This window comes from Vibrio sp. 99-70-13A1 (assembly GCF_013114625.1).
In the GTDB taxonomy this organism is placed as follows: domain Bacteria; phylum Pseudomonadota; class Gammaproteobacteria; order Enterobacterales; family Vibrionaceae; genus Vibrio.
In genome coordinates this window covers 20,305-45,257 of the sequence record NZ_VTXD01000019.1, presented here as the reverse complement: position 1 = coordinate 45,257, position 24,953 = coordinate 20,305, and the positions used below count along the sequence as shown (strand labels likewise).

Genomic DNA, 24,953 nt, shown 5'->3' with positions numbered 1-24,953 from the left:
TTTAATCGTGTCGGTTCTAGGAATCTGAACCATTTCATAGGAATAAAAAATGCCAATTAGTACTCCTCAAGAAATTATTGAAGACATTCGTCTAGGAAAGATGGTTATCCTGATGGATGATGAAGATCGCGAAAACGAAGGCGATCTTATTATGGCTGCAGAGCATGTAACGCCTGAAGCTATCAACTTTATGGCTATGTTTGGTCGCGGTTTAATTTGCTTAACTTTGACTAAAGAGCGCTCAGACCGAATGGGTTTAGCGCCAATGGTTCAAGACAACAATGCCCAGTACACCACTAACTTTACGGTTTCAATTGAAGCTGCTGAAGGAGTAACGACAGGCATTTCAGCTTCTGATCGCGCTGTTACAGTACAAGCCGCCGTTGCAAAAGATGCGAAAGCGGCTGATCTTGTGCAGCCAGGACACATATTCCCTCTAACAGCACAAGAAGGTGGAGTGTTAACTCGTGCTGGCCATACAGAGGCTGGTTGTGATTTAGCTCGTTTAGCCGGTTGTGAACCCGCGTCTGTGATCGTTGAAATCTTGAATGACGACGGCACAATGGCTCGTCGCCCTGATCTTGAAGTGTTTGCGGAAAAACACGATATCAAACTTGGTACGATTGCCGATCTCATCGAATACCGTAATAACACAGAAACCACGATTGAGCGTGTTGCACAGTGTCATTTACCGACAGAGTTTGGTGACTTTGAGCTTGTTACTTACCGCGATACCATTGATAACCAAATTCATTACGCAATGCAGAAAGGGGATTTATCAGGAAGTGCTCCATTAGTTCGTGTGCACTTACATGATACTTTCACTGACCTTCTTCATTCTGATCGCGGTACAGAGCGTAGCTGGTCTTTGGACCAAGCAATGAAGCGTATTGGTGATGAAGGCGGGGTACTAGTTATTCTAGGTAATGAAGAGTCGTCTGATTCTTTGATCCACAAAGTGAAGACATTTGAAGCTCAAGATAAGAACGAGCAGCCAAAGATGGCGAAGAAGCAGGGTACCTCTCGTCGTGTTGGTGTGGGTTCTCAGATTCTACAAGACTTAGGTGTTCATGATATGCGCTTACTTTCTTCAAGTTCGAAGCGTTACCACGCACTTGGTGGATTTGGTCTTAATGTTGTGGAATATGTGTGTGAGTAATTTGGCTTTTGATGGTCAAGTACCTCAAATTAACATTTTATCCAAAAGTAAAACGCACGGTACTGCGTGAATTATTAATATAAAAATAAAGGAAACAACAAGGTTTCCTTTATTAATTTTTCTGAGTTGAATTCTAGCTTGCAATTCCAATAGCGTGGTTAAGGTATAAACCTAAATTCCATTAGATATTGCTCACAGTTTTATGCTAGAATCCGGCGATTCTCACTTGATGAATATAGTTAAAGGAAGGCTTATGAAAGTGATCGAGGGTGGCTTCCCAGCGCCAAATGCAAAAATTGCTATCGTTATAGCTCGTTTCAACAGTTTTATTAACGAAAGTTTACTTTCTGGTGCAATCGATACTTTAAAACGTCATGGGCAAGTAAGCGAAGACAATATTACTATTGTTCGTTGTCCTGGTGCGGTAGAACTTCCACTTGTAGCGCAACGCGTTGCAAAAACAGGTAAGTTCGACGCTATTGTATCTCTAGGTACAGTTATCCGCGGCGGTACGCCTCATTTTGACTATGTTTGTAGTGAATGTAATAAAGGTTTGGCACAAGTGTCTTTGGAATATTCTCTTCCAGTAGCATTTGGTGTTCTTACTGTTGATACGATCGATCAAGCTATTGAACGCGCAGGGACCAAGGCTGGTAATAAAGGTGCAGAAGCTGCACTTAGCGCACTTGAGATGATCAACGTTCTTTCTGAAATCGATTCCTAATGGGGGCCAGTGTGAAACCAGCCGCACGTCGTAACGCACGTCAATTTGCTCTACAAGCAATTTATTCGTGGCAAATTACTAAAGAAAATGTTGCTACAGTAGAAGAACAGTTCTTATCTGGTGGTAAGTATGATGAAGAAGAGCATCATGCAGCAGAGCCGGCTCTTGCTATGCCAGAAACAGACGTTGCATACTTCCGCGACCTACTGACTGGTGTTGCTCTTAGCCACATGGAACTAGATAGCAAGCTTCGTCCTTTCGTATCTCGCCCTATGCAAGATCTGGATCTGATGGAACTAGCGCTTCTACGTTTAGCTATGTACGAGATGACTCGTCGTGAAGATGTACCATACAAAGTGGTCATCAACGAAGCTATCGAGCTTGCAAAAGTATTTGCAGCAGAAGACAGCCATAAGTTTGTTAATGGTGTGCTTGATAAAGCTGCACCACATGTACGTAAGAAGTAATACGTTCATAAACGAATATAAAAGGTCAGCTATCATGCTGGCCTTTTTTGTAGCTAAAATAAAGTAATTGTAGTGATTAAGTACACGTAACTAAAAAGCAATATAGTGAATAAGAGTACGTGTTTACTAGATTAAAAAACAAAAAATAGGCTTATCTGATGTCTGGTGAATTTAACCTGATTGACAAATATTTCGTAAACCGACAGCAACAAAGAAAAGATGTACATTTAGCGGCGGGTGATGATTGTGCGCTTGTGAAACCGCCGAGTAATGTTGAGATTGCAATAAGTACGGACACTTTAGTTGCGGGTACTCATTTTCTTGCTGAAGCTAACCCAGCATGGGTAGCGCATAAAGCATTATCCTCCAACATCAGTGATTTGGCTGCCATGGGCGCAACGCCAGCTTGGGTATCATTTGCTTTGACGATGCCTGAAATCAATGAAGAATGGCTTGCTCCTTTTTGTGATTCCTTTTTTGAATTAGCCGATTACTTTGGCATTCAGCTCATTGGCGGAGATACCACTAAAGGACCTTTAAGTTTAACCTTAACGGTTCAAGGTTTCGTACCTGAAGGTAAAGCACTGCGCCGAGATGGAGCTAAAGTAGGTGATTGGATTTACGTTACAGGAAACTTGGGTGATAGCAAAGCTGGCTTAGAAGTGTTACTTGATACAGAGAACCGAGTTCGTCCAAACGCAGAAGAATTGGAAAAGCGTCATTATTTGAGTTCACCGAGAGTGCTAGCTGGCCGTGCATTATGCGACCTTGCTTCTTCAGCCATTGATATTTCAGATGGTGTAATAGCTGACCTTAAGCATATCTTGAAGCGCTCTGAAGTAGGGGCAAGTATCGATGTAAGCATGCTACCGCTCTCTGTTGAATTATTGGAATATGCTACCTCCATTGATAAAGCACAGCACTATGCGTTAACCAGTGGTGAAGAGTACGAACTATGCTTTACCGTACCTGAAGAAAATAAAGGGTCACTAGAGAGTGCGTTGGCGCACGCAGGGACAAAAGTCACCTGCATTGGTCAGATAAGACCTGTAGACTACTTTGAAATTCATGATAACAATAAACCGCTTAACTGGGATTTAAGTGGTTACGATCACTTTAAGGCGAAATAATGACAAACCCTCTATCACTTATCTCATTGAAGAACCCATGGCATTTATTAGCTACAGGGTTTGGAAGTGGCTTGTCTCCAATTATTCCCGGCACTATGGGTACTTTGGCTTCTATTCCATTGTATTTTCTGCTGGTTCAGCTGCCTTTCCCTGCTTATGTCATTGCCGTAGTGATTAGCTGTATTGTTGGTATTAAAATTTGCCAAGTGACTTCAGATGACATGAAAGTTCACGATCATGGTTCTATTGTATGGGATGAATTTGCAGGCTTTTGGATCACCATGGGTCTTGTGCCACTTCTTAATATTCCACCAACAGATTGGAAGTGGTTATTAACGGGTTTCATATTGTTCCGTTTTTTCGATATGGTAAAGCCTTGGCCAATTGGTTGGCTAGATAAACGCATACATGGCGGCTTAGGTATTATGATTGATGATATTGTGGCAGGTATCATGGCCGGTATCGCGTTGTATGCGATTGCTAAATATGCAGGTTGGTTGGTTTAGTCGTTAATAAATAATAGGAATAACAATGTCTAAGAAAGTTTATTGTATTGCTCAATTTTCACCTAAAGAAGGTAAATTAAATGAGCTATTTGAAGTATTAAAAGCGCTAGAACCAAACTCTTTACGTGAAGATGGCTGCATCCAATATACAGTGACACGTCATATTCAAAGCCCATTTGCTGAAGGGGAAAGTTACCCTATTGCATTCAATGAAATTTGGGCAGATAACGAAGCGTTTGTAGCTCACTGCCAGCGCCGTGAAATTCAGGCTTTCTTCCAAGATCAATGTGTTGCTGAAGATGGGCTAGTGGATAAGTTTAATGTTTCTATCTATTCAGATGAACCAGAAGACTACGATGCACCTAATTTGAAGCCTTGCTGCTAAAGTTAGATCTTTAACAATTAAAAAAGGTTGACCATTGGGTCAACCTTTTTTTGTTTTTAGCTTAAAATAATATTCACAGGGTAGCTAATCTACAGACTTAGTTGATTTGCTATTTAGCTATATAAGCAGTAATTGACTCAAGGATACCTTGAACATCTAAGCCTAGTTCTTCGTGCAACTCGTCTTGAGTCCCTTGAGATATAAACTTATCTGGTAAACCTAAGTTCAGTACTGGCATCGGCTGCTTTTCTTGCATTAAGAATTCCACAACACCGGAACCTGCACCACCGGCAATGGCATTTTCTTCAATAGTCACTAGAACGTCGTGATCGGCTGCTAAAGACTTAATAAGCGCTTCATCAAGTGGCTTAACAAATCGCATATCCGCGACTGTTGCATCAATAGATTCAGCTGCTTCTAGAGCATTTTCAAGGAAAGTACCAAAGCTAAGAATTGCGACTTTCTGACCATCCTTAACTTTATTACTTTGGCGTGCAATGCGACCCTTACCAATTTCTAGAGCAGTAAACTCACTTTGAATCTCTGTTCCCATGCCATTACCTCTAGGGTAACGAACGGCACTTGGACCAGTATGTTGGTGACCGGTATACAGCATCTGACGGCATTCGTTCTCATCACTTGGCGCCATGATGACCATATTTGGAATACAGCGCATGAAGCTTAAATCAAAAGCACCTTGGTGAGTTTGCCCATCAGCACCAACAAGACCTGCGCGATCAATGGCGAACATTACGGGTAAGTTCATAATCGCCACATCGTGGATCAGTTGATCATAACCACGTTGTAGGAATGTTGAGTAAATCGCGACAATTGGTTTATCACCAGAAATCGCCATACCTGTTGCTAGAGTCACTGCGTGTTGCTCTGCGATAGCAACATCAAAATATTGGCTTGGGTACTCTTTAGAGAAGCGAACCATTCCTGAACCTTCACGCATGGCTGGTGTAATCGCCATTAGCTTTGGGTCTTGAGCTGCCATATCGCAAAGGAAATCACCGAAGATCTTAGAAAAAGTCGGTTTTGAGCTTGTACTCTTAGGGAGGCTTGAGTGTGCTGGATCAAATTTCGGTACGCCATGGTAGCCGATAGGATCTTTTTCTGCAGGCTCGTACCCTTTGCCTTTTTTTGTCATGATATGAAGAAATTGAGGACCTTTTAAATCTCTCATGTTCTTCAATGTCTTAATTAGCTCATTAACATCGTGACCATCAACAGGACCAATGTAGTTAAAGCCCAGTTCTTCGAACATAGTGCCAGGTACAACCATACCTTTTAGATGTTCTTCAGTACGACGAACCAGTTCTTTAATCGGTGGTACACCTGATAGCACCTTTTTTCCGCCTTCACGGATCGAGGTGTAAAGGCTTCCTGAAAGTACTTGAGCTAAGTGGTTATTTAGCGCGCCTACATTCTCTGAAATAGACATTTCATTGTCATTCAGCACCACAAGCATATCGTTGTGAATGTCACCTGCATGGTTCATGGCTTCAAACGCCATACCTGCGGTAATAGCACCATCACCAATAACACTGACAACTTTACGATTCTGACCTTCTTTCTCGGCACTGATCGCCATACCAAGCGCAGCACTGATTGAAGTAGAAGAGTGACCAACGGACAATGTGTCGTATTCACTTTCTTCGCGCCACGGGAAAGGATGCAATCCATCTTTTTGACGGATTGTCGCTAACTTATCGCGGCGACCAGTTAAGATTTTATGAGGGTAAGCCTGATGACCTACATCCCATACTAGTTGGTCAAAAGGTGTGTTATAGACGTAGTGTAATGCGACAGTTAGCTCCACTGTGCCTAAACCTGATGCTAAGTGACCACTTGATTGGCTCACTGAATTTAGTAAATAGGATCTCAGTTCATCACAGAGTTGCGGTAGCGTCTCTTTTGGAAGTAGACGCAAATCCTCTGGCTTATCAGCCAAAGCAAGTGTTGGGTACTTTGAAATATCAAGAGTCATAGTAATGCGCGCTTATAATCTTAGTTCTTGCGCTCGATGACGTATCGGGCGAACTCTTCGAGTGACTGAGTATTGTAGGGGATCATGTCCAAAGCTTGAAGTGCTTCATGTAACAGAGTTTGTGCTTTTTCTCGAGCACCTTCTAAACCTAGTAAAGAAGGATAAGTGCTTTTGTTCAATTCTAGGTCTGAACCTTGTGGTTTACCTAATGTTTCAGTATCACTAATGATATCCAAAATATCGTCTTGAACTTGAAAAGCGAGCCCAATAGCATCTGAAAACTTATCAAGTTGAGGTAAAAGTTCTACCCCTTTTTGACCCGCAGATAAAGCCCCTAAACGAACTGCACATTTTAATAATGCACCGGTTTTATTTCTGTGGATCTCTTTTAATTCTTCAAGAGTGACAGAACGGTTTTCAGCAGCAAGATCAAGAGATTGCCCTAAACACATACCTTGAGCGCCAGAAGCATGAGCCAAATTTTGGATCATTTTTACTCGGCAACTTTCCCCTTCAGAGCTTAGTTCACCTTCAGCTAAAATGGTAAATGCGAGAGTTTGTAAGGCGTCACCCGTTAAAATAGCCGTCGCTTCATCATATTTGATGTGACATGTTTGATGCCCACGGCGTAACTCATCGTCATCCATCGCGGGTAAATCATCATGAATCAAAGAATAGGCATGGATACATTCAATAGCCGATGCTGGAGTGTCTAGTTCTTCACTCTTACACCCAAGCATTTCACCTGTCATATATACAAGGAATGGGCGTGCTCGTTTTCCACCAAGCAATAGCCCATAGCGCATAGCGTTTATCAGGTCTAAATTTTGGTGAGGAAGGCGGTTTAGCCACAGATTCAATTGAGCATTATTACGTGCTTGATAAGACGACAAAGTCTCAATCATAGAGGGTCTCATACAATAACTATTCTGGTTGTGGATTAAAGTCACTAAGTTCTGCGTTTTCATCATTTTGCAGCAAGATACTGACTCGCTGCTCGGCATCATTTAGTTTACTTTGACCTGCACGAGCGAGAGAAATACCACGCTCAAATTTTTTCAGCGCATCATCTAAGGCAAGATCACCATTTTCAAGTTGATCAACCAAGCCATCAAGCTCTTCAATTGCAGCCTCGAAGGTCATATTTTCCGGTTTCTTAGTCGCCATAATAATTCTGCGTTGGGAAAGATGAACGAACGTTACCTTAGGGCGTAGAGTTGGTCAAATTTAACGAATAAAATTTGTTAGAAAGTTTGTTTTCGGACGGTCTACACTTATGAGCGCCAATGATCGTTTATTTTTGAACAGTGAACAGTGAACAAGGATAAGAGATAGGAGTAGAAAGCGCGTATAGCTGAAATTGCCGAGCAAATGCTGGTATTAGAAAAGAAAAGTGTGATACTTAGACCAATAATTTACTCAAAGATCTTATGATCTTGCCGATAACAAGATTATTCTAAAGTAGAAAGATAAAAAGCATGAGGAGTGCTCAGTGGATTTAGCAACCCTATTAGGTTTGATTGGTGGATTTGCCTTTGTAATCATGGCGATGATCTTAGGCGGAAGCCTAGGAATGTTCTATGACACGACTTCGTTACTTATCGTGGTAGGTGGTTCTACTTTTGTTGTATTAATGAAATTCACTATGGGCCAGTTTTTTGGAGCCACAAAAATTGCAGGCAAAGCATTCATGTTCAAAGCTGATGCGCCTGAAGATTTGATTGCTAAAGTTGTTGAAATGGCAGATGCCGCTCGTAAAGGCGGTTTCCTTGCATTAGAAGAAATGGAAATTACCAACAGTTTTATGCAAAAGGGTATCGATCTGTTGGTTGATGGTCATGATGCTGATGTTGTTCGAGCTGCTTTACAAAAAGATATAGCATTAACCGATGAGCGCCACGAACAAGGCGGTAAAGTATTCAGTGCTTTTGGTGATGTTTCCCCTGCAATGGGAATGATTGGTACTTTGGTTGGTTTGGTTGCCATGCTTTCAAATATGGACGATCCAAAGTCAATTGGTCCAGCAATGGCGGTAGCACTTTTAACAACGTTATACGGCGCTGTGCTTTCAAACATGGTGTTCTTCCCGATTGCTGACAAACTCGCCTTACGCCGAGACCAAGAAACACTAAACCGCCGCTTAATTATGGATGGAGTACTTGCCATCCAAGATGGTCAAAACCCTCGAGTGATTGATGGCTATCTGAAAAACTACCTGAATGAAGGTAAACGAATTCTTGATGGTGAAGCAGACTAAGGATATTCACAATGGAAGAAGAAGTTCCCTGTAAATGTCCCCCTCCCGGTCTTCCTTTATGGATGGGAACATTTGCGGATTTAATGTCACTGCTAATGTGTTTCTTTGTATTGTTACTTTCATTCTCAGAAATGGATGTACTGAAATTCAAACAAATTGCAGGGTCAATGAAGTTTGCTTTTGGTGTGCAGAATAAGCTGGAAGTAAAAGACATTCCTAAAGGTACCAGTATTATTGCTCAGGAATTCAGACCTGGTCGCCCAGAGCCAACACCTATTGATGTCATCATGCAACAGACGATTGATATTACTCAGCAAACCCTTGAGTTTCATGAGGGGGAGTCAGACAGAGCGGGCGGCACTAAACGTGACCAAGGTAAACTAACTGGTGGTCAATCACCTGACACGTCGACTCAGAATAATCAAAACTCTGAATCTGAGATGCAACAGCAGCAAGCTGAGGCTCAATCTCAAGAGATGGAAACCTTAATGGAGAGCATTAAAAAAGCTCTAGAGCGAGAGATTGATCAAGGGGCGATCGAAGTCGAGAACTTAGGCCAGCAAATTGTGATTCGTATTCGTGAAAAAGGTGCATTTCCATCAGGTTCAGCGTTTTTACAACCTAAGTTTCGTCCTCTTGTGAGACAAGTTGCTGAACTTGTTAAAGATGTTCCGGGGATTGTAAGAATTTCAGGGCACACCGATAACCAGCGTTTAGACTCTGAGCTTTATCGCTCTAATTGGGATTTATCGTCACAGCGCGCTGTGTCTGTTGCTCAAGAAATGGAAAAAGTACGTGGTTTCTCGCACCAACGTTTACGTGTGAGAGGTATGGCGGATACAGAGCCAGTTGAACCAAATGATACTGAAGCACAGCGCAGTTTAAATCGACGTGTTGAAATCAGCATTATGCAAGGTGAACCATTATTCAGCGAAGAAGTGCCAGTGCTTTAATGTTCATCTGCCCTGCTTAATTTGCACGAGTCCTGTTTAATATAAAGCCGTGCAAGTTGAAAGCGGTTCCGTGTACAAACAGAAAAGCCTGAGGTGTCATAGCCTTAGGCTTTTTTATTTTCAGCACAACTGAGTTTTGTTGATTAAAATTGCAGTAGAGCTGAAAGACTATTTTAAAGTGGAAAGGCAGTAGTCTTTTCTTTGAATCTGGTTCTCATGTATAATTTGCGCCCTTAGATTTAGATAATGATCTATTCTGCTTTAAGTGCCGTGTTAAAAACGCTTCACTTAACGATGGACCTTCTAAAATTGTGAACCTTATTGTTGTGAAAGTATTATGAAATTTATTGTTAAGCCCCATCCGGAAATTTTTATAAAAAGTGAGTCGGTGCGTAAGCGCTTCACAAGGATTCTAGAATGCAATATCCGAAATGTTATTCAGCGTAAAGCTGAAGGCGTTGCGGTATTCAACCGTCGTGATCACATTGAAGTCACATCTGAAAGTGATAAGTACTATCCTGAAGTGTTAGAGGCATTAACTCACACTCCAGGTATTCATCACTCGCTTGAAGTTCAACAATCAGAATTTAAAGACTTGCATGATATTTACGAGCAAGTTTTAGAGCGCAGCCGTACTGATATTGAAGGTAAAACCTTCTCAGTTCGTGCTAAGCGCCGTGGTAAACATGAATTCACGTCTATTGAATTAGAGCGTTATGTTGGTGGCGGTTTAAACCAAGCGGTTGAGTCTGCAAAAGTAAAACTAAAGAACCCAGACGTAACCGTTAAAGTTGAAATCGATAAAGATAAACTAAACCAAGTCTTGGCTCGCCATAAAGGTTTAGGTGGTTTCCCTCTTGGTACTCAAGAAGATCTGCTTAGCTTGATATCAGGCGGCTTTGATTCTGGTGTTTCAAGCTACCTGCATATTAAACGCGGTTCTAAAGTGCATTACTGCTTCTTCAACCTTGGTGGTCCTGCTCACGAGATTGGTGTTAAGCAAGTTGCACACTATTTATGGAATAAGTACGGCTCATCTGCAAAGGTGAAATTTGTTTCTATAGATTTTGAACCTGTAGTCGCTGAAATTCTAGAGAATGTAGAAGACGGTCAAATGGGTGTGGTACTGAAACGTATGTTTATGCGTGCTGGTGGCATGGTTGCAGATCGCTTTGGTATTGAAGCATTAGTTACTGGTGAAGCTCTTGGTCAAGTTTCTAGCCAAACGTTGACGAACTTACGCCATATCGACAATGTGACAGATACTTTAATTCTTCGTCCTCTGATTAACTGGGACAAAGAAGACATTATCGATTTGTCTCGCATTATTGGAACGGAAGACTTCGCGAAAGTAATGCCAGAGTATTGTGGTGTGATTTCTAAGAAGCCGACGGTAAAAGCGAAGAAAGGTAAACTGGAAGCTGAAGAAGCTAAATTCAATTTCGAAATCCTTGATCAAGTAATTGAAAATGCTCGTGTCATGGACATTCGTGATATTGAAAAAGAAAGCCAAGAGCAAGCGCCTGAAGTTGAACAAGTTCAAGCGGTCGCTGAGCATGCTGTTGTGCTAGATATTCGCAGCCCAGATGAAGAAGATAGCCCATTAGAAATTGATGGTGTAGAAGTGAAACATCTTCCATTCTATAAGCTAGCGACTCAGTTTGGTGATCTTGACCAAGGTAAAGAATACTTGCTGTATTGTGACCGTGGCGTAATGAGCCGCTTGCAAGCGCTATACCTGCAAGAGCAAGGCTTCCATAATGTGAAGGTTTACCGTCCTTAGGTGACTTTCCTGAATCGCTGATGTGATTTGAAAAGCCGCTTACATGGGTAAGCGGCTTTTTTATTTGAATAAGAAAATTTATGGGCATCTGTGTGCTATTAAATTTGTTTTCTTCCATAAAAAAACACCGCCATATAGGCGGTGTAAAGAAATTTGACAGACAGGTCAAAATAAACAGGAAGTAGATGTCTCGTTACATTGGATTAGCTGCAACGAAACACTTGGTAGAACTCTACCCAACTCGAAAAACTCGAGTTTGCAAACACAACATCGCAACAACTAAGCCAATTGATTCTAGAGAGAATCAAGCCGTTCAGGCTAGCGTTGCGAAACGAAATATAGAATTTCTCTAGCCGCTAGGCAATGGACAATTTATAATGTTTCAGATGAAAAAAACTAATGCTTTATTAGAGAGTAGCCATGTCTCGTAGATTACCCCCACTAAACTCCTTGAGAGTGTTTGAAGCGGCGGCACGTCATTTAAGTTTTACTCGTGCAGCGGAAGAGCTTTTTGTTACACAGGCGGCGGTTAGCCACCAAATAAAAGCGTTGGAAGAATTCTTAGCTTTAAAGTTATTCCGTCGTCGAAACCGTTCTTTGCTATTGACGGAAGAAGGGCAAAGTTACTTTCTTGATATCAAAGATATCTTCACATCCCTTGCTGAGGCTACCGATAAGGTACTAGAACGCAGTGAGAAAGGCGCACTTACCATAAGCCTGCCTCCTAGTTTTGCTATTCAGTGGTTAGTTCCAAGGCTAGCGGATTTTAATCAGCAAGAGCCCGATATTGATGTAAGAATCAAAGCCGTTGATATGGATGAAGGTTCTCTCACGGACGATGTGGATGTTGCAATCTATTATGGCAGAGGCAATTGGCCGAGCTTAAGAGCCGATAAACTGTATCAAGAGTACTTAATACCATTATGCGCGCCATCCGTATTACTCGGTGTAAAACCATTAGAATCCCTAAGTGATTTGGCATGTCATACGCTTTTGCACGATACATCTCGTAAAGATTGGAAACAATTTGCTAAGCAGAATTTAATTGATGGGGTCAATGTGAACCATGGTCCCATCTTCAGTCACTCCACTATGGTGCTGCAAGCTGCGGCTCACGGACAGGGGATTGCATTAGGTAATAACGTATTGGCGCAACCTGAAATTGAAGCGGGTCGTTTAATTGCTCCTTTTGATGAGGTTTTGGTTAGCAAGAATGCATTTTATGTCGTGTGTCATGAAAAACAGGCTGATATGGGCAGAATAGCGACATTCCGAGATTGGATGTTAGCGAAAGCTCAGAGTGAGCAAGAGGATTTATTGGATGAAGCAGGGAGTGAGCATGAGTAATGTGTCAGTTGATACTCTAGCGGCTGTAGAGAAAGCTTCAAGCTTACTGATTGACGGTGAGGAGCACCCTTATACATTTATCTTTGCTCACGGGGCTGGAGCGGGAATGGACCATGAATTCATGGAGTCTGTCGCTAAAGGTTTAGCTTTCAAAGGAATACGGGTTATTCGCTTTAACTTCCCTTATATGATTAAACGTGCAGAAGACGGCAAGCGTCGCCCACCAGATAGAGCTCCCAAGCTACTGGAAGCCTACCAGTGTGTGATTGATGAGTTATCAGTAACGAAAGTGGTTATTGGTGGTAAATCTATGGGAGGACGCATGGCGAGCCACCTATCCGAATATGGCAAAGTTGTAGGTGTCGCGTGTTTAGGTTTTCCGTTTCACCCCCCAGGTAAGCCGGAAAAATATAAAGGTGAGCACTTAGCTGAAGTGCAAAAGCCTTGTTTAATTCTGCAAGGAGAACGAGACACCTTCGGTAAGCGCGAAGAGTTTGCAGAATTTAGCTTATCAGATTCAATTAAAGTTTCTTTTATCCCTGATGGGGATCACAGCTTTAAGCCTCGTAAAAGCTCAGGTTATACGGAGCAGAAAAATATAGCGCTTACGGTTGAGTTGCTTTCTACTTTTATCAAAGAGGTATTAGATGAAAAGTAAGGCATTACTCGTATTTGTTGGGCTCTCAGCAATGGTTGCTGTCATTTTTGGTGCTTTTGCTGCGCATGCATTGAAAGGGCAGTTATCAGAATATTTGCTAGGTGTATTTGAAACGGGTGTTCAGTATCAGTTTATACATACACTGGCAATTTTAGCTTGTGGGATCTTACTCCAATTGAAACTTGGATTAAAATCACAAAAATATTTTTTCATTGCCGCGATTTGCTTTATCATCGGCATCCTTTGTTTTAGTGGCAGCCTTTATGCGCTCGCTTTAACAGGAATTAAATGGTTTGGTCCCATCACTCCACTGGGTGGGCTACTATTTATTATCGGTTGGGGAGCTTTCTCCTTTGCTGCTTTGAATATAAATGAGGTAACTAAGTGAAACACGTACTACTCTATTGTCGCTCTGGTTTTGAAAAAGAATGTGCTGGCGAAATTCAAGACAAAGCAACACAACTTGAAGTGTTTGGTTTTCCTCGCTTAAAGAACAATACGGGTTTTGTTTTGTTCGAATGTTATCAAGCTGGCGAAGCCGATAAACTGGTTAAAGGCGTTGATTTTCAATCTCTGATTTTTGCTCGTCAAATGATCGCAGTTGCCGTTGAAATTAAAGATCTACCAAGTGAAGATCGTATCTCCCCAATTTTAGAAGCGCTTTCTACAAAAGATAACTTCCCTCGTTGTGGTGATATCCGTATTGAAACGCCAGATACGAATGAAGCGAAAGAGCTGCTGAAATTCTGTCGTAAGTTTACTGTACCTATGCGCCAAGCATTGCGTGGTAAAGGTCTTATGACATCGAAAGACAATGTTAAGAAGCCAGTGCTTCACGTGTGCTTTATTGCACCAGGTCATTGCTTTATTGGTTACTCTTACCCAACAAACAACTCTCAGTTCTTTATGGGCATTCCTCGCTTAAAGTTCCCTTCAGACTCTCCAAGCCGTTCTACATTGAAACTAGAAGAAGCTTTCCATGTATTTATTCCTCGTGATGAGTGGGATGAGCGTTTGGCTCCGGGTATGTGGGGCGTTGATTTAGGTGCTTGCCCGGGCGGTTGGACTTACCAACTAGTGAAACGTTCAATGTTCGTTCACTGCGTTGATAACGGTATGATGGCAGATAGCCTGATGGAAACTGGTCAGATTAAGCACCACATGGTTGATGGCTTTAAATTTGAACCTGACCGTAAGAACGTAACTTGGATTGTTTGTGACATGGTTGAGAAGCCAGCTCGAGTTGCGCACCTTATGGGTGAGTGGATCATTAAAGGTTGGGCAAAAGAAGCCCTATTTAACCTGAAGCTTCCTATGAAAGGTCGTTACGATGAAGTGCTTCAAGATATCGAAAACTTGAAAGTATTCTTAATTGAGAATGGCGTGAAGTTTAAGATGCAAGCTAAGCACCTTTATCATGATCGTGAAGAAATTACGGTTCACATCCAGTCTCTATCGAATATTTCACCGCACTAACGGTAATTAATCGTTTATTGAGAAATAGAAACGCTCCTTTTTAGGAGCGTTTTTTATACCTAATATTCTAAAATAAACGGCTTTAAACGAGGCTGAAACATTAGGTTATTCAGGTGTTGGCCACATTTCCCAAAGCATTGCTTCCATCGCTGTTTCTGTGCTGTCTTCCGTTGCCGGGAAAAAGTCTAAATTAGTGCGCTGTTCTACTTCATCAATAGTTGTTACAAAATTCACTAATTCTGAACCTGATACATCTCGATGAGGGACAATGAATGCAATCGCGTCATTATAGTAAGGGTCTAAAACCACCTTGTAGAAAGCACTCGGAATAACCACACCATTTCCAATCGTTGCTTCGTTACCTTCATAGATAGGTCCAGTTACCACGTAAAGTTCTTGATATTCATTAGCAAGATCTCGAACATGCTCTTCCAGCAAGCGCCAGCCTACTCGGTTAAAGCCGGGAAGTTGTGGTGACATGTTGCTTAGCAAAAAGCTAGATTGCATAGATTCTTGAGAGAAATCCATAGCAGCAGAAGGGGCTAAATGTCCACGGTCATAGCCTGATTTTGAGTAATCGCTTAACGTTGATTGAGCATGCTCAGGCAGTTCTTGATCTGCTTTAAAACGGTTGCTGCGTTTGAACTTGGCATTCACACTTTCTGCGGTGATGTGATAGGCGACCCAATCTGCATTTTTAGTGTCATAGTTATAACCTACTGCATATCCAGATCTACATAGTATTTGGTCTGAGGTTTCAGATGGTGTGCCTTTTACTAGGTGCTGACCACAAACTTCACTTGCTGCTGATAGTTCATTTGCCGAAGATAAAGAAGAAAAGCTGACCAGAAGGGTGGTTAATGAGAGTAATAGTATTTTTTTCATGTGTTGCTCCTTATTGGGAGCTACGAAAATAAATACTTTTGTCAGTAAGACTGTGACGGTGGTTGAAAGTTAATCAATACTAGGTAAGGTATTGATTAAACTATGCAAAGTTTTGTGAATGCAACGGAGAACACAACAGGTTTCATTAACATTTAAACTGGTTGATTTCCGTTTTTATCGCCTTCGTTACTGAGGTTCGTTATAACGGAGATCTTGCAGGTTAAAGCCTAATTCTATATCGGTTTTCAGAGCTGAGATCTTTTTACATACACGGGCAGATTCAATGTGCTCATCAAACTTCTTACGGTATTTCTTAGGTAAGTCATCGGCTTGATAGGCTTCTTCAATGTCGTTATAGGCGGTTAGAATTTCTTTTGCTGCTTTTGGACCCACACCAGGAATGCCAGGCACTTGGCTAGAGCTGACTCCAGTAAGCCCCCAATAGTCGGATAATTGTTCTGGTTTAACGCCAAACTCACTTTCAATGAAGGGTTTATCTAACCATCGATGCTGAAAGTAATCGCGAATTTGCAGAGTAGGGGAGAGTAATTGGCAATAACCTTTATCTGTCGAAATAATCGTTACGGTTTCACCATGGTCAGCGACTTTTTTTGCGAGTGTCGCGACCAAATCATCCGCTTCATCACCATCGGAAAGTAATGAATCAATCCCCAGTTCCCACCAAGCTTGTTGAATGGCATCTAACCCTTCCATTAGAGGTGCAGGCATTGGTTTTCGGTTTTGTTTATAAGTCGGTAGCAGTTCAGCACGCCAGCCACGATCTTGCAGGTGATGGTCAAAAACAGCAATGATGTGGGTAGGCTGAGATTCAGATAAAATTCTAGATAGTGTGCGATTAGTCGTCGTAAGAGTTCTTGCGATATCGGCTGGATCCGGCTGAGCAGAGTGTACGCGTCGGATGAGGTTTAAAGCATCGATAATAACAAGGTGAATAGACATACGTTTCCAGTAAAGGTAATAAATAAGGGGCTTATCAATTCGCCCCTTATAGTAACGCATCGTTTAGTCAGTTGAAATGTCAGTGACGTGTGTGCGGCTTTTTATCCATTGCCTTTATAGCTTTGAGTGGACTCTTTGGACAAAAATGTTTCGACCCAATAGCTTTTTAGATCAATTGCCTTTCGGAACAATAACCTTTCAACCTAATAGCCTAAGCAATTTTATAGCAAGGTACATAGTCGCTACCGCCGGGCAGCTTCATTCTATGTTGATCCACAAAGTCATTGAGTAGTTTATCCATTTTAGTCATCAGCGCTTTATCACCATCAATGATGAATGGACCATGCTTTTCTATTTCTAAAATACCTTCTGCTTTGACGTTACCAGCCACAATTCCTGAGAAAGCTTTACGTAAATTCGCCGCCAGATCTTCCGCTTTTTGATCCATGTGGAGATCTAGTGCTGCCATAGAGTCATGGGTTGGTTCAAATGGCATCTGGAATTCAGGTTCAATATGCAAAGACCAGTTGTAGCTGTAGGCATCACCTGTCTCTTTACGGTGAGAGCGAACATTCGGCATCGCTTGTTTCATGATTTTTGCCGCGCGTGCAGGGTCATCAATAACAATCTCATAATGCTTCTGTGCTTCTTCACCTAAGGTTTCTGCAATGAATGTGTCAATAGAACGGAAGTAAGCTTCGCTTTCTTTTGAGCCCGTTAATACAATTGGCATGGGTTGATCTGCATTTTTCGGATGCATCATAATTCCAAGGATATAAAGCAGTTCTTCAGCTGTCCCCGGACCACCTGGAAAAATCACAATGCCATGCGCCATACGAACAAAAGCTTCAAGACGCTTTTCGATGTCAGGCATGATGACTAGCTCATTCACAATCGGGTTTGGCGGCTCAGCTGCAATAATTGAAGGCTCCGTTAGCCCTAAATATCTATGCTGCGTATAGCGCTGTTTTGCATGCCCAATTGCAGCCCCTTTCATTGGACCTTCCATTGCACCAGGACCACAGCCTGTGCATATGTTGAGTTCACGAAGCCCCATCTCGTTTCCAACTTCGCGAGTATATTGGTACTCAGTTGCATTAATTGAGTGACCACCCCAACAAACGACAAGGTTGGGTTCAATGCCGGGAGTCAGAGCTCTGGCATTTCTTAAAATACCGAAAACTAAGTTGGTAATATGCGTTGCGTTGGTAGGGTTCAACCTTTGGTTATCTGCAAGGTGCATATTCACATACACAATGTCTCGCAATACTGAAAATAGGTGTTCTTGAATGCCTTTAATTATCTCACCATCAACAAAAGCGTGTTCTGGTGGATTGCTTAGTTCAAGCTTTATTCCACGCTCTCGTCGAACCACTTCTACATCAAATGATTGATATTTATCGAGCAACTCTTTGGAGTTATCAGTATGGCTGCCAGAGTTAAGCACTGCGAGAGTACAGTTACGATACAGTTGGTAAAGGTCACTGGATGCGGTTTTCTTAAGACGCTCAACTTCAAGTTGAGAAAGCAAATCCATGCTGCCTGCTGGGCTGATATGAGTAATCATAATGCCTCCTTATTAAATCTGAATTAGGCCATAGTGTTTGTGACGGAGGCTAATTCATATGAAGAGAAAGCAAAGCTTTGGAACGCTTTAAGAGAGATGTAGAAAACGGAATACAATTAATTATTATTAAATCAAAAGAATCAGTTTGCTTTGCCTTCGAAGAAAATGACATGTTTGCATAAAGCTATTTTACATAAATCTATTTTGAATAAAGCAATGTTCAAAAAGCTATGCACTACATTTAGATTTGCCTGTTAAGCAAATGTTAACCATTAGCTTAGCAAAGATTTGAGGGTTTGTTATGTGATAAGTATTTGAATTATTGAAGTAAATCTAAGACCTGATAAATTAGTGCCAAACCAACTGGTTAGTACCGCGCTTTTTCGCTTTATTTAATGTCTTATTCATTCGCTCTAATACTTCTTCAGGAGTATCTGATTCTTTAAATTGGGTGCTAGCGGCGCACAGCGTAATTGTGATTTGCTTGTCACGGAACTTAAATGGCAAGCGACTGACCTGAGCTTGAATATTTTGAATGAGCTGGTGGCAATATTCATCACTTTGTTCAGGTACCAGTAAAACAAATTCTTCACCAGAGAAACGAGCAACAGTATCAGTATCACCCGCTTCTTTTGTGATAGTACGAGCGATAATTTTCAGTGCTTTATCACCGGCGGTATAACCAAAACTGTCATTAATTGCTTTAAAGTTGTCAATATCTAAAAGTACGACTCTCAAGGAGTGTTGAGAACGAATCCAACGACGATACTCTAATTCTAAACGATCCGTCAGGGCTGTACGGTTATAGACTTTAGTGAGAGGGTCAAGCAGCATTCGCTTTGCCTGATCTTCTAAACGACGACGATAATCTTGGGTCACTTCATAAAGCGTACCGAGTTGATTTTTGCCGTAATTCATTCGTTCTATAAGAATTTGTTCTCTTTCCTCAGCGTGATTTAATCTTTCAGATAAGGAAGCGAGTTCACTGAGCAGAGGGTTAATCGAGGTTTTAAGGGTGTCGAGATCTTTTGAGTTATCGACAGAGGCTTGGCTCTTTACGACTAACTCACCGAGTTCATTATTTAGATTTTGGCGGTGCTCGAAATAGCTTTGGCTTTGGTCTGCATTTTGGTCGGCAGTTTTGATGCTTGAAGATAATGACGCGTTGAGTTGTTCAATGAACTGCTCAGACGTTTTACGTTCTAGATTCGTCCCTTCAATAACAAGTTTAAGAACTTGCAGAGTTAACTCGAATAAGTTTTGAGTCGATACCCCAAGTAACAGCTTCGCTCTAATATCAATGAGAATATCGCCGGACTCGCCTTCAAAATCGAGTTCAGTGATTAAGTGCTGAAGTTCATCAGCCAGAGCGGAAAGGATTTCTTGTTCCGGGGAGTTATCTGAATCGGAAAATGTGTTTCTAGAATTAGTCGCCATGATCTTAATGGCGCGCTCATAGATACTCAGTAGTTTCATTGCATGGTCAACCTTTTGGTTGCCATGACCTTCTGAAAAACTCAGTAAATTACGAAGGTCTCGTTTTAATTGAGCAGGAAGACCTGTGATGCGTTGAAGTGTCTCACCGCTGTGTTTAATCGTGTCGTCTAAATGTCCGGTCTGTTTTTCCATAGCCAACGTTTTTTGCTTGAGCATCCTTTCTAAGACTGCAAGCCGAGGGATCATAGAGCTGATATCTTTTTGTTTTTCTAGCTCTTCCCTAAGTGCTGTCAGGTTTTCATCAAGGTGCTGGTTATTGCCAATGCAAGCACCACTTAAAGATGCAACTATGCGCTTAAGAACTTTTTGTTCTCGTTTAAATTTGAACGAAGTATCTCGTTGTGTCAAACGCACCTGTTCTAACTGAGATTTCAGTAGGTGAAGTTGAGCTTGAATGTCTTGTTCGAGCATACCCATAAATAAATAAACTATTACCGCATAGATCAGTTACGATCTTTAAAATGAAATCAGAATTCATTGATAATAACAAAACTAAAAATAAGGTCACTGATTCAGGTCATCAACCGCTTGCTAATTAGTCATCTTTTAGCATTTTTTTGATGCTGTCCTCATTCTTATACGAGGACTGAACCTTTATTAGCCCTTGATTTATTGCGTGTTTACAGGCTTCTCTTATGTTACCAGTTGCAAGACTTGCTGCAGGTGCACTGTCGATTGCCTTCAGATACACCCACTGACTACTGCGTTCTTTAAGACTAATTTCACGAGCAATGTTGGTAGACATAAGTAGAACATCTAGCAATTCTTGATCATTGATGGCTGTATATGCGCGAGGCAAGAATGGATAATCGGCGATACCTACACGAATGTTTCTATTAATATTGCGCTCTGGTTCAAATTCAATAATCCATGATTGGATCTTCCTGAACATGCTTTCTGGAGAAGTATTACGATCACCATTGGGTTCGATATAGAGCAAGTTAGCATCAGAAAAATGATAAATACGCGCAGGGTCTTCTAGCTTGCTTTTCAAAAACGCACCAAAAGCTTCTTCTAATTCTAATCCAGATTTGTAACCGTTTTGAGTATACATATTACGCAGGAAGGGCAAGTCAATCATGACAAAGCGCAACCGGTCGTTGAGTGGCTCGTGAATGAGTTCTCCAAGCTGCCATTGTTCAAATGTTTCGCTCATTTGCAGTAATGAATTTGACAGTTTCGCGTTCAGCATTCTTAGGTTACTCATCTTAGAGCGGGAATGTGTGAAGAGGTCTTTACGTAATGAGTCAATTTCCCTAGCTTGATTTTGGATGATATATCCACGTCGCAGTACAAAGAAAAATAAAATAATGCTGAATAAGAAGAGAGCAAAAGAGATTTTTTGGAATTTTCGATGCTCGAATTTGTATCGTTTGAGTTCAAGTTCTTGCCCTGAATAGTGAAGTGTCTGCTCCGCAAATTCTTTTTGCTGACGGAATGCGTCTTCACTGACTCGATTGAGAGTTTGCTGTTTTAAAGCGACAAGAGCATTGTACTGCTTCAAATAGTTCAAAGCTTGTTGAGGTTGACCTGCTTGTTCATAACCAAGAGATAATAAAAAGTAAGAACGTTTAGATAAAATGGTGTTGTCTGATGCAAGCGCAATATCAAGCGCTCTGCTCGCGTTCTCGACCACGGCACTGCTCTCTTGCAGGTGATACGCCAAACCCGCAGATAATAATGCTGCTTTAGCCTCTAATCGTGGGATGTCTGTATATTCGAGTAAGTCGAGGGCGCGTGACAAATATTGTTCAGCTAAAGGGTAGTTATATAAGCGCAAATAAGTGGCTGCTAAACTGATACGAATATCGATAACCTGTGATATATCACGGTCTGTGCTTTCATGATCTAACACATTGAAAAAGTGCACGAGCGCAAGGTTGTATTTTCCTTGGAAGTAATACACATCACCCATTTGTTTAAGTACACTTGCGAGAATAGGAGATTTCTCAAAGTTATCATAAAAATCAGCAGCTTGAGATAAGTGCTCAAGAGCTTTGTCTAGAACTTGTCTTTCAAAAAATAGTTGAGCAAGTAGCCGGTTTACTTTGGCAAGCCTTGAGCTTAAATTTCCTTCTACAGACTTCCAATATCCGTATAAAAGCTCTGATAAAGCATGATTATATTGCTGATGATTGAGATAAAACTCACCAATAGAAATATGATAATCAATGGTTATTTTCTCAGAATAACGCTGATCCAAATACGATTTTGCTTGTTTAAAGTAGGCTTCAGCTTCATCCACTTTATTGTCAAAAGAAGCAATTTCAGCTCGAAGCATGGTTAATCGGTAGGTAATACCGTCGGTTAAACGTAGCGTCTGGCTTGCTGATTTTAACTCGCTCTCTATAGTGTCTAGCGTTTGGTTCGCTTTTAATGAATTTTGGTCATTCTTCCAGATCAACCTTGCCTTAAGTATTTGAACATCTAAATAAACGTAAGGAAGGTGATGCGTTTCTGTTAGTTTTTCAGCATCATTTAAGTGCTGAATAGCCGCCCGAGTATTGCCTAAATTGAACTCAGCTTGAGCGAGAATTCGGTAAGCATCAATACTGCCGTTTGGCGTTCGTAAAGAAGAGTCTGTTTCTTCTCTTGAAATCGCAGAAGGGCTTTTTTCACTTTGATCAGACAAGGTGCGGTAGTTTAGGTAATTGCTAGCAATGAGCCGAGCTCGGCTAGGCTCTATTTCTATAAGATTGTTTGCTTCATTCAGCAATGCTGAAGAGTACACAGAGGCAGTTGCCGCTGAGCTTAAGCTGACAAACAATAAACCAATTACATAAAACCAACGCATTTTAAGATCCCTGAATAATAGTGTGATTAAGCCAAACGCTATTGGCGAGCCATGCGCATGTTATGGTTTGGTTTATCTTGTTCACTTGAGCGATATGGGTTGATGTCTAACCCTCCGCGACGAGTATAGCGAGCGTAAACGGTAAGCTTACTTGGTTGGCAGTACTTCATGATGTCTGTGAAAATTCGTTCAACACATTGCTCGTGGAACTCATTATGTTCACGGAAAGAAACCAAATAGCGAAGCAGTGCTTCACGGTTAATCTGCTTGCCTGAATAAGCAATCTCAACACTTCCCCAATCTGGTTGGTTGGTGATTAGACAGTTCGACTTTAATAAGTGGCTGTGCAGTGTTTCTTCTATTTCTTCTGCTTCTTTCTCACTTACAGCACCCTCTAAAAGAGAGGCTTCAAATTCATAGCTTGAAATTTCAATGTCTTGGTCATCTATACATGTACCGCCCATCGTTACAATTGGCTGATCCGTATATTCTGAAACAGAATGAATATTAACATTAACCGCTTCCCCTGCACATTGTGAAAGATCTTGAGCCAAGCGTGCTTGTACATCATCCCAAGATTTGAAACGAGTTTGGTTGTAGCTGTTCAGGTATAGCTTAAAAGATTTTGACTCAATCAAATTTTGGCTAGTGGCCGGAATATAAACATCACCAACCGCGACTTGAGGTAAACCTTTGTCGTTTAACCAAGATAGTTCGTACATTGTCCATAAATCATGCCCTTTGAAAGGCAATTCATTACCAAGATTTAGGTCGTCACGGTTTAGGCTACGCGGAACTGGTTGCAAGAGGCTCGCATCGTATTGGTTTGAGTACTCGGTTTTTTGCCCTAGGGTTAAACCCGCTAGCTCTTTTGCATCAGAATATTTGCTCATACTTTCGCTTCAAATTCGATTAGAATGGTGCCAATTTTACTGAATCCCCTTAACTGTGTCATTAAGTCATCGCTTAGTCGGTGCAGAAAGGTGAGAGATTCCAATCTAATATTATGCGTTAGGAGATTTTCATGGCTCATTGTGCCCAAGATGCACTGTTTTCTTTTAGTCAACGTTACGTTGATGCATGGCAGCAGCAACACCAAAGCTTACCTCGTAATGAAGAACTCATGGATTTAGTGTCACCTTGTGTTGAAAGCAAAGTTGAAGACGCAGTGCTATGGAAAAGCTACCCACGTGAGCAACATGCTGATTTTACGAATGTTGAAAATGGCATTGAATTAACACTTCACGAAGATATTAAAACGTTCTATGGGGTGCAATATAGCGCCGATATGAATGCGACTTTCGATGGCAACGACTTAACCTTGCTTCAAATTTGGAGTGATGAAGATTTTGCTTGCTTGCAGGAAAATATTCTTGGTCACCTTGTGACTCAGCGCCGCTTAAAGTTAAAACCAACCGTATTTATTGCGGCAACTGATGCCGAGTTAGATGTTATCTCTATTTGTAATTTAACTGGCAATGTTGTGCTTGAGCGTTTGGGTACCAGTAATCGTGACGTATTGGCAGAGACAGTTGCTGAATTTTTAGAAAAACTTGTTCCAGCGGTATAAATCCATGTACGTATTAGAATTACAATTTGAATGTTTTGATAACACGACAGTCAGCGCTGTCGATAAAGCCGTTAATGGATTGATGGATGCGCTTCGTTACAACGGTCAAGTTCTCGGTCGTGAATTCCCAATTGTGATGGGAGACGGTGAGTTTTTTGTTCGTGTGGTTTGCCCGGATGAAGATAGCCTTCACCCTAAATATCATTCTGATTTTGTAAAGGTGTGTTTAGGGCGTTTGTCTGAAGCAAGTTTATTAGCGCCTAAAATGAGAATGCTGGGTCGCGATTTAAATTCTGAAGAAGTGGCTGAAGAGGAAGTACCAAGCTGGCAAGTACTTTACACCACATTTGTACATACATGTTCACCATTGCGTAGCGGTGAAAGTTTGTTGCCGATCCCTTTATACCGAAACCCACCAACTTTTAATGGTGACCATAAAGCGGTATTGAAGTGGCAAACGGAATGGCAAGCTTGTGATGAAGTGCAAATGGGAGGCGGATGCCGCGCTGAACATGCAACGTTAACGGAAATAAGTGACGCAACGAGCGTGTTATTTAAACGAGGTTGGGGACTGCGCGGACGTATTGAGTTTCTGACTGAGATTCCAACTTACTATTACTTATACCGTGTTGGCGGCGTGAGTTTGAAAGCCGAAAAAGAGCGTAAGTGCCCTAAATGCGATGGTGAATGGTTACTTGATGAGCCTCTGCATGACATCTTCTATTTTAAATGTGATGACTGCCGTTTAGTGTCTAACATCTCTTGGGACCATCTAAAATAACCCTTCTAACAACGGGCTCGGCATCATTATTTAGGTGCAGTTTTAACAGGCTAAATTCCAC

Annotated in this window: 25 protein-coding genes; 16 read left to right on the top strand and 9 right to left on the bottom strand. The window is 41.5% G+C overall.

Going from position 1 to position 24,953, the window contains the following annotated elements:
* Nucleotides 1–49 precede the first annotated feature (49 nt).
* The 6 genes from ribBA (at nucleotide 50) to F0226_RS12975 (ending at nucleotide 4,371) form a co-directional block, all read left to right on the top strand.
* On the top strand, nucleotides 50–1,159 hold the full coding sequence (gene ribBA, locus F0226_RS13000) for a bifunctional 3,4-dihydroxy-2-butanone-4-phosphate synthase/GTP cyclohydrolase II (protein WP_171736042.1): 1,110 nt from the start codon (nucleotides 50–52) through the stop codon (nucleotides 1,157–1,159).
* Between the two features lie 253 nt (nucleotides 1,160–1,412).
* Entirely contained in the window at nucleotides 1,413–1,883 is a 471-nt protein-coding gene (gene ribE / locus F0226_RS12995) for a 6,7-dimethyl-8-ribityllumazine synthase (protein WP_137373507.1), read from the top strand.
* Nucleotides 1,883–2,350, top strand: a complete 468-nt coding sequence (gene nusB, locus F0226_RS12990) for a transcription antitermination factor NusB (protein ID WP_137373508.1) — start codon at nucleotides 1,883–1,885, stop codon at nucleotides 2,348–2,350. Before ribE ends, nusB begins: the two co-directional genes overlap by 1 nt.
* Before the next feature lie 158 nt (nucleotides 2,351–2,508).
* Entirely contained in the window at nucleotides 2,509–3,480 is a 972-nt protein-coding gene (gene thiL, locus F0226_RS12985) for a thiamine-phosphate kinase (RefSeq protein ID WP_171736041.1), read from the top strand.
* Nucleotides 3,480–3,986, top strand: coding sequence for a phosphatidylglycerophosphatase A (gene pgpA, locus F0226_RS12980; protein ID WP_171736040.1), 507 nt, complete (start codon nucleotides 3,480–3,482; stop codon nucleotides 3,984–3,986). Before thiL ends, pgpA begins: the two co-directional genes overlap by 1 nt.
* 25 nt (nucleotides 3,987–4,011) lie before the next feature.
* The gene (locus tag F0226_RS12975; protein ID WP_171736039.1) at nucleotides 4,012–4,371 is read left to right on the top strand and encodes an antibiotic biosynthesis monooxygenase; all 360 of its coding nucleotides are present in this window, start codon (nucleotides 4,012–4,014) and stop codon (nucleotides 4,369–4,371) included.
* A 109-nt stretch (nucleotides 4,372–4,480) separates the two neighbouring features.
* Here the strand turns inward: F0226_RS12975 and dxs are convergent, their stop codons facing one another.
* The 3 genes from dxs to xseB are packed head-to-tail and all read right to left on the bottom strand — an operon-like array spanning nucleotide 4,481 to nucleotide 7,531.
* On the bottom strand, nucleotides 4,481–6,364 hold the full coding sequence (gene dxs, locus F0226_RS12970) for a 1-deoxy-D-xylulose-5-phosphate synthase (RefSeq protein ID WP_171736038.1): 1,884 nt from the start codon (nucleotides 6,362–6,364) through the stop codon (nucleotides 4,481–4,483).
* 20 nt (nucleotides 6,365–6,384) lie between these two features.
* Entirely contained in the window at nucleotides 6,385–7,269 is an 885-nt protein-coding gene (gene ispA, locus F0226_RS12965; RefSeq protein WP_171736037.1) for a (2E,6E)-farnesyl diphosphate synthase, read from the bottom strand.
* A 19-nt stretch (nucleotides 7,270–7,288) separates the two neighbouring features.
* Entirely contained in the window at nucleotides 7,289–7,531 is a 243-nt protein-coding gene (xseB, locus tag F0226_RS12960; RefSeq protein WP_137373514.1) for an exodeoxyribonuclease VII small subunit, read from the bottom strand.
* 325 nt (nucleotides 7,532–7,856) lie between these two features.
* On the opposite strand from xseB, the gene pomA reads away from it, so the two are divergent.
* The 8 genes from pomA (at nucleotide 7,857) to rlmM (ending at nucleotide 14,838) form a co-directional block, all read left to right on the top strand.
* The gene (gene pomA / locus F0226_RS12955; RefSeq protein ID WP_171736036.1) at nucleotides 7,857–8,621 is read left to right on the top strand and encodes a flagellar motor protein PomA; all 765 of its coding nucleotides are present in this window, start codon (nucleotides 7,857–7,859) and stop codon (nucleotides 8,619–8,621) included.
* Between the two features lie 11 nt (nucleotides 8,622–8,632).
* Nucleotides 8,633–9,574, top strand: a complete 942-nt coding sequence (locus F0226_RS12950) for a flagellar motor protein MotB (protein ID WP_171736035.1) — start codon at nucleotides 8,633–8,635, stop codon at nucleotides 9,572–9,574.
* Nucleotides 9,575–9,911: 337 nt separating this feature from the next.
* Nucleotides 9,912–11,357, top strand: coding sequence for a tRNA uracil 4-sulfurtransferase ThiI (gene thiI / locus F0226_RS12945; RefSeq protein ID WP_171736034.1), 1,446 nt, complete (start codon nucleotides 9,912–9,914; stop codon nucleotides 11,355–11,357).
* A gap of 185 nt (nucleotides 11,358–11,542) precedes the next feature.
* Complete coding sequence (locus F0226_RS12940; protein WP_171736033.1) at nucleotides 11,543–11,710, top strand: hypothetical protein; 168 nt, start codon at nucleotides 11,543–11,545, stop codon at nucleotides 11,708–11,710.
* Between the two features lie 67 nt (nucleotides 11,711–11,777).
* Entirely contained in the window at nucleotides 11,778–12,704 is a 927-nt protein-coding gene (locus tag F0226_RS12935; RefSeq protein WP_171736032.1) for a transcriptional regulator GcvA, read from the top strand.
* Nucleotides 12,697–13,362, top strand: coding sequence for an alpha/beta fold hydrolase (locus tag F0226_RS12930; protein WP_171736031.1), 666 nt, complete (start codon nucleotides 12,697–12,699; stop codon nucleotides 13,360–13,362). The genes F0226_RS12935 and F0226_RS12930 overlap by 8 nt, the downstream gene beginning before the upstream one ends.
* Nucleotides 13,352–13,750 (top strand): DUF423 domain-containing protein, encoded by a 399-nt coding sequence (locus F0226_RS12925; RefSeq protein ID WP_171736030.1) that lies wholly within the window; start codon nucleotides 13,352–13,354, stop codon nucleotides 13,748–13,750. Before F0226_RS12930 ends, F0226_RS12925 begins: the two co-directional genes overlap by 11 nt.
* On the top strand, nucleotides 13,747–14,838 hold the full coding sequence (gene rlmM, locus F0226_RS12920; RefSeq protein WP_137373520.1) for a 23S rRNA (cytidine(2498)-2'-O)-methyltransferase RlmM: 1,092 nt from the start codon (nucleotides 13,747–13,749) through the stop codon (nucleotides 14,836–14,838). Before F0226_RS12925 ends, rlmM begins: the two co-directional genes overlap by 4 nt.
* A 105-nt stretch (nucleotides 14,839–14,943) precedes the next feature.
* Here rlmM and F0226_RS12915 read toward each other — a convergent pair whose 3' ends face one another.
* The 6 genes from F0226_RS12915 to queF form a co-directional block, all read right to left on the bottom strand.
* Nucleotides 14,944–15,723 (bottom strand): DNA/RNA non-specific endonuclease, encoded by a 780-nt coding sequence (locus tag F0226_RS12915; protein WP_171736029.1) that lies wholly within the window; start codon nucleotides 15,721–15,723, stop codon nucleotides 14,944–14,946.
* A gap of 186 nt (nucleotides 15,724–15,909) precedes the next feature.
* A complete protein-coding gene (gene xni, locus F0226_RS12910; protein WP_171736070.1) occupies nucleotides 15,910–16,683 on the bottom strand; it encodes a flap endonuclease Xni in 774 nt (257 codons plus the stop codon).
* 211 nt (nucleotides 16,684–16,894) lie between these two features.
* Entirely contained in the window at nucleotides 16,895–18,250 is a 1,356-nt protein-coding gene (ppnN, locus tag F0226_RS12905; RefSeq protein WP_171736028.1) for a nucleotide 5'-monophosphate nucleosidase PpnN, read from the bottom strand.
* Nucleotides 18,251–18,598: 348 nt separating this feature from the next.
* On the bottom strand, nucleotides 18,599–20,164 hold the full coding sequence (locus F0226_RS12900) for a diguanylate cyclase (RefSeq protein WP_171736027.1): 1,566 nt from the start codon (nucleotides 20,162–20,164) through the stop codon (nucleotides 18,599–18,601).
* A gap of 118 nt (nucleotides 20,165–20,282) precedes the next feature.
* Nucleotides 20,283–22,541 carry a tetratricopeptide repeat protein gene (locus F0226_RS12895; protein WP_171736026.1) on the bottom strand — a complete coding sequence of 753 codons (2,259 nt, stop codon included), beginning with the start codon at nucleotides 22,539–22,541 and terminating at the stop codon, nucleotides 20,283–20,285.
* A gap of 38 nt (nucleotides 22,542–22,579) precedes the next feature.
* On the bottom strand, nucleotides 22,580–23,434 hold the full coding sequence (gene queF, locus F0226_RS12890; RefSeq protein WP_171736025.1) for an NADPH-dependent 7-cyano-7-deazaguanine reductase QueF: 855 nt from the start codon (nucleotides 23,432–23,434) through the stop codon (nucleotides 22,580–22,582).
* Between the two features lie 131 nt (nucleotides 23,435–23,565).
* On the opposite strand from queF, the gene syd reads away from it, so the two are divergent.
* Nucleotides 23,566–24,111, top strand: a complete 546-nt coding sequence (gene syd, locus F0226_RS12885; protein ID WP_171736024.1) for a SecY-interacting protein — start codon at nucleotides 23,566–23,568, stop codon at nucleotides 24,109–24,111.
* 4 nt (nucleotides 24,112–24,115) lie between these two features.
* The gene (locus tag F0226_RS12880; protein WP_171736023.1) at nucleotides 24,116–24,892 is read left to right on the top strand and encodes a Zn-ribbon-containing protein; all 777 of its coding nucleotides are present in this window, start codon (nucleotides 24,116–24,118) and stop codon (nucleotides 24,890–24,892) included.
* Nucleotides 24,893–24,953: the final 61 nt, after the last annotated feature.